Source organism: Paraburkholderia sp. RL17-381-BIF-C (assembly GCF_046026435.1).
Classification (GTDB): domain Bacteria; phylum Pseudomonadota; class Gammaproteobacteria; order Burkholderiales; family Burkholderiaceae; genus Paraburkholderia.
Genome location: NZ_JARESX010000023.1, coordinates 98,629 through 105,176, shown reverse-complemented (window position 1 = coordinate 105,176; position 6,548 = coordinate 98,629). Strand labels below are relative to the sequence as shown.

Sequence of the window (6,548 nt, the reverse complement as noted above, 5' to 3'; positions counted from 1 at the left end):
ACTCCGACGATGGCGGGCCACGCCGAGCGCGCCTATCTATTGCGCCATGCGCCGCTCGCCTATTGCGCGAAACGCTGGTCCGACGCGTCGCCCGTTGCGAAGGCGACGGTCTTTGCGGCGCCGGTCGCCTTCGCGCTGCTTGCGTGGATCACGTCGAATCCGATGACGGGCAGGCCGCACGCACCGCGCATCGACGACACGTTCCGGCTGGTTAAGACGCATCCCGATCCGAAGTCCGGCGCGCTCGTCTACGAGGGCTACGTGCAGTCGCCCGCGGATCTGTCCGCGCTGACCGCGCGGGCGTGGTCACGGCAGCGGGCGCCGGTCATGCGCGTGATCGTGCTTTCGCAATTGCAGGACCAGGTCGGCGATTTTCTCGCGCGCTATTACCGCGGCGCCGAGGTGCGGGCCGCCGAGCCGGGTGCGTTCACCGTGGTACTGCCTGGCGCGCCGGGGTTCGTGTCGCCTGAGTCGTGGGACTACGCACGTGTCGCGAGGCTGGCGCGCGCCGAGATCGAAGGGCTGCGCGAGCTCACGTTCCCCGGCCACTCGCTGGAGGGTGGAAAGGTGCGCGTGCCTCTCGAGGCACTGGGAATGAATCTTCTCGCCGGCAGTCACGCGGCCTGGCTGACCGATGCACAAGGTCAGCGCTATTTCGCCGGTGCGCGATTGCCTGTCGGGAGAATCACGCGGATCTCGGCCTGTGCGGCAGAGGTGACGCTCGACGATGGTTCGATCTACGAATTTTTTATGAGTACCGCCCATGACACGGAAAGATGCCGTTAGAAGTACGCCGGGTTCATTTGGCGAGCTTTCTATCGAGGAGAGGCTCGCTGAACCCGGAGGGGCCGGTCGAGAAGAACTCGTCGCCCGCCTGACGCATGAGATCGGCTGCCTGAACAGCGCAATGCCAACTGCTTCACGGGAGTTGCAAAAAGAACTGGTTTTGCTTGTCGAGTGTTTGCACGCGGCTCGGCAAGTTGTGGAGCGAAGTGTGAACTTCGCAAATGCGCGCGACAACCTTAAGGAAGAGAAATCATGAATGGTGTAAATCCGCTGGTCCAACCGAACCCGGGTATCAATCCCCACACCGCAGGCGGCGGTGGCGTCAACTCGGTATTTAACCGCAATGGCGGTGGTGGGGACGGTTCTTTTAGCGGCGACTTTAAGGTCGACAGCGTTAAAAACCTAGTCAAGGAGCTTTATCTGAAGTCAGTCGATAAGTTTAATTCAGCGGCGAACGCGGCTAAAGCCGATTCGCAACAAGCGACGCAGGCGGGCGGGCAGGGCGCGCAAGGTGGACAAGGCGCGCAAGGCGGACAAGGCGGCGCTCCGGGTCCTGCCTCCATGATGGACGCGCAGGCGGCATTGTCGGACGTCCAGACAACTCATTCGCTGGCTATCAACATGATCTCGGACGCTGGTCACGTGGCAACTGAGGCCGCGGGCGCACTTAAGACCTCCTAAAAAAGCGGTGCGAAGGCGCCCTCGCGGCGTCTTCCGGAGCTATTGCAGATGCAGGACGACACGTTGCAACTACTCATTTCGATTGGCCACTATGCCTGTGCTCATCGATGTTTCGACGAGGCGCGCTTTCTGTTCGGGCGGTTGGGATTGTTGTATCCGCAGCGCGCCTTCCCGTATATCGGGCTTGGCTTGGTGGAACTCAATCAGGCGAACTATCGCGCTGCCTCCCGGCTGCTCGGTCGGGCGGTGGATCTCGCGCCGGACAGCTCGGTGGCATGCGCATGGCTGGGTGCGTGCCAGTTGGCTGAAGGTCATTACGCACTCGGCACACGAACGCTGATGGCGGTGCCAAACGACGAGGATCCTAATGCGTTTTCGATGGCAACGGCGTTGCTGAAGCTACCCGAATGCGCGCCTTACACCCGTGCCGCGCGCGCTGCACAGACTACGCACGGCGCGGCTTTGTTTTCAACGATTGAACGACTAACTATTCGAGGCGGCCATTGACACGACTACCAATTCTTTTACTCCGTTGCCGGCGCCAGTCGATGCATGGTCCGCCATGCCTGCCGCCACTCCCCAGCTCACTCTCGGGTCGGGCGACGCACACCCGATGTACGAGCGTTTGCTGAACGACCTGCAGGACGGCTACGACGCATCGAAGCACGAGGTGACCAAACACCTGCATCATCGCGCATCCGGCAGCTTATCGACCCTGCAGATGCTGGACTTGCAGGCCGACATGATTAATTTCAACGTGCGGGTGCAATTCGTGACGAACGTCGCCGAGAAGATCAGCCACGCGATCGACAATCTGACGCAAAAATGATGCGCCGCGCCCTGATCCTGCTGCCGGTGCTGCTTCTCCTCGTCGGCTGCAGAACCTCGCTTTTCGAAGGCCTGGACGAGGACCAGGCGAACCATATCGTCGCCGCGCTGAGCCATCACGGCATCAACGGCTACAAGGAGCGCAACCCCGACCGCACCTGGAACATCTCGGTCGACGACGCCGATGCCGTGGTCGCCACCGAACTGGCGAGCGCTTATGCGCTGCCGCGCGGCGGCCACCCGAATCTCGGTGAACTGTTCAGCCGCCAGGGACTCATTTCGAGCCCTGAGGAAGACCGCGTCCGCTACGTGTACGGGCTCTCGCAGGAAATCTCCGAGACGCTCGAAAAAATGGACGGCGTGCTGCTGGCGCGCGTGCATATCGTGCTGCCGGAAAAGGATCCCATGGATCCGGCGCAGGACACACTGCCGTCGGCTTCCGTGATGATGCGCTATCGCAGCGACTACAACCTCGAACCGATGCGCGACCGGATTCGCGCGCTGGTCGCGGGCGGTGTCGAAGGGCTGACGCCGGCACGCGTATCGCTGACGCTCGTCGCGGTCACGCCGGTGCTGACCCTTCCCGCCGACTGCGCGGCGGATGACGGCGTCGCCAGTGCAGCGGGCGCGGTCGCCGCGACGACTTGCGCGCAGAGCGCCGGCTATACGCCGTCGCGTGCCACGGCGATGCTGGGCGTGCTGGCCTTGCTCGTGGCGCTGATGAGCGGCTCGATCTGGCTGTGGCGCTCGGGAAGGCGCACATGGTTCAAGCCGAAGAAGGGCGCCGAAGTGTCGGACACAAGTGCGCGTTCGGAGCGCGCCAGGCACGCCGGAGGCCAGGCATGAGGCGCGCCTACACCTGTGCGCCGGCCTATTGGGCGCATCACAGCTGGCTCGAACACGGCAAGCCGATCCGCGACGAACGTACCGCGCGCATCGCGCATGCGTTTCTGTTTGGAAGCTATCCGCAACTGGTTCAGGTGGCGCTGGCCGACGTGCCGCCCGCGCTGCCGATCTGGCCGCGGCCGGCTTGCGCGCGGCTGTGCCGGATCGTCGCCGCGCTTGCGTTCGCGCCTTCGCTGCGCCGCGTGGTCGCCGCGCAGGCTCGTGCCGCCTTTGCGGCGGGAATTGCGCCGCGCCTGCTCGGTGCGATTCAGCGGCACCCGCGTGCGCAGACTGCCGATCTGCTCGTCGAACCGGCGCCGTCGCTATTCAGCCGGCGCGACATGACGGCAGTCGGCCTCGCAGTCGCGCTCGAAGCCACCGCCGACTCGCGCTACGCATTCTGGTGGAGCCTGCGCTTGCCGCGCGAGATGTCGGAAACCGCGTCGCGTTATCGCGTGAGCAATTTATCTTCCGCCGAAGCGCGTGAGCTGGTCGCCGAGGCGCGCCGTCTGATGGGAGCGCATCCATGCTGATATGTCGACTGGGTGCCTGGCGCATCGAATCGGACGGACATCTGAGCGCGCATGAACTGGCGTCGCTCGACGGCCTGCGCGCAGTCGATGCCGACCGTGCAGCGGAGGCGGCACACGAGCGCCGCCGCCTCGGCACGCGGGTGCGCGAACTCAAGCGCCGCGCGTGGCGTCATGGCCACGCGGCCGGCACGGCGGCAGCGCTGCGCGAACATGTCGGACGCACGAGCGCGGTGGCATTCGCCGCCCATCGTCTCGAAGAGAGGCTCACGCAGATCGTGCTCGGCGCGGTGAGCGACATTGTCGGCGAACTGCCGCCGTCGGCCGCGTTGAAGCATCAATTGCGCCGCTCGATTACGGTCGCGCAGTCGCAGCGGCTTGTGTCGGTCCGCGTGGCACCGGCCGAGTTCGATGACGCGGTGCGCCTGATCGCCGCCCTCGAGCAGGACCTCGGCGCGCCGCTATGCAGCGTGCTCGCCGATGCGGGACTGCCGGCTCGCTCGTGCGTCGTCGAAACCGAGTCCGGCGTGATCGACGCCGGCTTGAAAGTGCAGTTGCGGGCGCTGGAGCGTGGGATCCGCGACAGCGTGGCGGCGGTGCTGCGCGAGTATGACTTCGCCGATGGTTCGGGCCGTACGGCGCTCGACACGATCGAGCAGGGCGTGCGACAGACGTTGGCCGTGCTCGCGGCGCCGTTGGCAGCGCCGATGTTGCCTTCGCCTTCGCCAATGCAGCCATTGCAGCCATTGCAGCCATTGCAGCCATTGCAGCCATTGCAGACATCGCAGACATCGCAGACATCGCAGACATCGCAGACATCGCAGACATCGCAGACATCCGTGACATCAGCGACATCAGCGACATCGCCCACGTCGCCCACGTCGCCCACGTCATCGCCACCCAAACCGCGCCCAGTCCGTGTCGTCCGGCGTTCATTCGTGCGGGAGGCGGTGTGACGCTCTGGCACGACATGGAAACGGTCGCGCTCGCGGACGCCGAGCGCACCAACCTGGCGATCCGCCACTTCGGCAGTCCACACGCGGTGTCGGTGGGCACGCGCAGCTTCACGCTGCAGTTCGAGCCGTGCCGCGCGTCCTATCCGCTGCGGGTGTCCGGTTTCGCGGGCCAGGCGCCATTCAGCGCCGCATGCGACGCCGGCGCGCTGCTGCCGGAACTCGCGCCGTCGGTGATCGACGCACGCGGCGAGGCTGCGCTCATGCATGTCGCCGACGCGTTGAATGACTGGCTGTGCGCGCTCGAAGGTCTGTTCGGTTTCACGATCGACCTGACCAGCGTTGCGTTCGACGCCGTGCCAGAGCAGGGCGCATACGGCCTTGCCGTCACCCATACGGCGAGCGGCCGTGCTGCCCATTTCTCAGTACGCAGCACGGCGGTCGATGCCTGGCTGCGACTGCGCATACCGCCCGTGCCGTCGAGAGAAGCATTGCTCAACCGCCTGTACGTGCGCCTGCCGGTTTGCCTGCCCGGTCCGTGGCTGTCGCTGCCGCGGCTGCGCAGGATCGCGGTGGGCGATGCATTGCTGTTCGACCGTCATTCGACTTACCTGCGTGTGCCATTGCGAATTGGAACATGCCGGATTCTTTTGAAGTTTACTCAGGAGTACACCTTGATAGAGCATGTCATGACTGATGAAACCCCGCCCGTCGAAGTCACCAGTGAACTGTTGCCGATCGACTCGATCACTTTCGCCTTCGAAGCGGTGCTCGGCACGTTGTCGTTGTCGGTGGCCGAACTGGCGCATTTGCGCGAAGGGTCGATCGTCGCGTTCCGGCTGCCGGCTCGCGAGCGCAAGGTCACCCTGCTATGCCAGGGCATTCCGTTTGCGCGCGGCGAATTGATCGATATCGAAGGTGCGCTCGGCGTGCGCGTCACACGGCTCACGCAGGAGGATCTGCCGGCATGAACGACCAGTTCGATCCGCTACAGAACATCTTCCTGTTTTTCATGCTGGGGCTTTTGCCAATCGCAGTCACGATGACCACGTCGTTCACGAAATTCAGCATCGTGCTGACGTTGCTGCGCTCGGCGCTCGGCGTGCAGCAGGCGCCGAGCAATCTCGTGATCTCCGGCCTCGCCCTCGCGGCGACGCTGGTGGTCATGGCGCCGACGGTGTCGAAGATCGAGGCCTCGCTCGATACCGGCGAAGGCGGCCAGGCTTCCATGCCGCGCCCCGTCGAAATCGTGCGGGCCGTGCGCGGTCCGCTTGGCGACTTCATGCTGAAGCACTCGCGGCCCAACGAGCGGCAGTTTCTCGTCAGCGCCGCGAAGCGGATCGATCCGGAGCGCGATGCGCGCGAAACCGATTTGCAGCTGCTGATTCCGGCATTCATGATCAGCGAGATATCGAGCGGCTTCGAGGCGGGCTTCCTGCTCTACATCGCATTTCTGGTGGTGGATCTGGTGGTCGCCAATGTGCTGAGTGCGATGGGCATGATGATGCTCTCGCCGACGACGGTGTCGATTCCACTCAAGCTGTTCATGTTCGTGTCGGCGTCGGGTATGTCGAAGCTCATGCACAGCCTTATCGTCGGCTATGCAAAATGAACGGCCTGCCGTCTCTCCCCACCTTGTCCAGCGACGCGTTGATGCTGGTGTTCTGGTTGTCGTTGCCCGCGCTCGCCGTGGCTACCGTTATCGGCCTGCTGATCGGGCTATTGCAGTCGATCACGCAGATCCAGGACCAGAGCCTGCCCTATGGCGCGAAGATCATCTGCGTCGGCTTCGTGCTGATCGTCACCGCGCCATGGGCGAACCGCGAACTCGCGCGCTTCCTCGCGCACGTGTTCACCTATATCGCGGCAGGGCGCTTGCATTGAG

General features: G+C 64.3%; 11 protein-coding genes. All 11 read left to right on the top strand.

The genetic code is table 11. From position 1 onward, the window contains the following. Positions 1–786: hypothetical protein (locus P0D70_RS16605; protein ID WP_408185311.1), on the top strand; the 786-nt coding region annotated here is incomplete at its 5' end. After that, a complete protein-coding gene (locus P0D70_RS16600; protein ID WP_408185310.1) occupies positions 764–1,042 on the top strand; it encodes a hypothetical protein in 279 nt (92 codons plus the stop codon). The genes P0D70_RS16605 and P0D70_RS16600, both read left to right, overlap by 23 nt. Then, on the top strand, positions 1,039–1,467 hold the full coding sequence (locus P0D70_RS16595; protein WP_408185309.1) for a hypothetical protein: 429 nt from the start codon (positions 1,039–1,041) through the stop codon (positions 1,465–1,467). Before P0D70_RS16600 ends, P0D70_RS16595 begins: the two co-directional genes overlap by 4 nt. A gap of 48 nt (positions 1,468–1,515) precedes the next feature. After that, positions 1,516–1,974: a tetratricopeptide repeat protein gene (locus tag P0D70_RS16590; protein ID WP_091795591.1), complete on the top strand. Its 459-nt coding sequence runs from the start codon at positions 1,516–1,518 to the stop codon at positions 1,972–1,974. Between the two features lie 55 nt (positions 1,975–2,029). Continuing rightward, a complete protein-coding gene (locus P0D70_RS16585; protein ID WP_408185308.1) occupies positions 2,030–2,296 on the top strand; it encodes an EscF/YscF/HrpA family type III secretion system needle major subunit in 267 nt (88 codons plus the stop codon). Then, entirely contained in the window at positions 2,293–3,141 is an 849-nt protein-coding gene (gene sctJ / locus P0D70_RS16580) for a type III secretion system inner membrane ring lipoprotein SctJ (protein WP_408185307.1), read from the top strand. Before P0D70_RS16585 ends, sctJ begins: the two co-directional genes overlap by 4 nt. Then, positions 3,138–3,713 carry a hypothetical protein gene (locus P0D70_RS16575; protein ID WP_408185306.1) on the top strand — a complete coding sequence of 192 codons (576 nt, stop codon included), beginning with the start codon at positions 3,138–3,140 and terminating at the stop codon, positions 3,711–3,713. Before sctJ ends, P0D70_RS16575 begins: the two co-directional genes overlap by 4 nt. After that, positions 3,707–4,666: a flagellar biosynthesis protein gene (locus P0D70_RS16570; RefSeq protein WP_408185305.1), complete on the top strand. Its 960-nt coding sequence runs from the start codon at positions 3,707–3,709 to the stop codon at positions 4,664–4,666. The genes P0D70_RS16575 and P0D70_RS16570 overlap by 7 nt, the downstream gene beginning before the upstream one ends. Next, on the top strand, positions 4,663–5,634 hold the full coding sequence (locus P0D70_RS16565) for a FliM/FliN family flagellar motor switch protein (RefSeq protein ID WP_408185304.1): 972 nt from the start codon (positions 4,663–4,665) through the stop codon (positions 5,632–5,634). The genes P0D70_RS16570 and P0D70_RS16565 overlap by 4 nt, the downstream gene beginning before the upstream one ends. After that, a complete protein-coding gene (gene sctR / locus P0D70_RS16560; RefSeq protein ID WP_408185303.1) occupies positions 5,631–6,275 on the top strand; it encodes a type III secretion system export apparatus subunit SctR in 645 nt (214 codons plus the stop codon). Before P0D70_RS16565 ends, sctR begins: the two co-directional genes overlap by 4 nt. Further along, on the top strand, positions 6,272–6,547 hold the full coding sequence (gene sctS / locus P0D70_RS16555) for a type III secretion system export apparatus subunit SctS (RefSeq protein WP_408185302.1): 276 nt from the start codon (positions 6,272–6,274) through the stop codon (positions 6,545–6,547). Before sctR ends, sctS begins: the two co-directional genes overlap by 4 nt. Position 6,548: the final 1 nt, after the last annotated feature.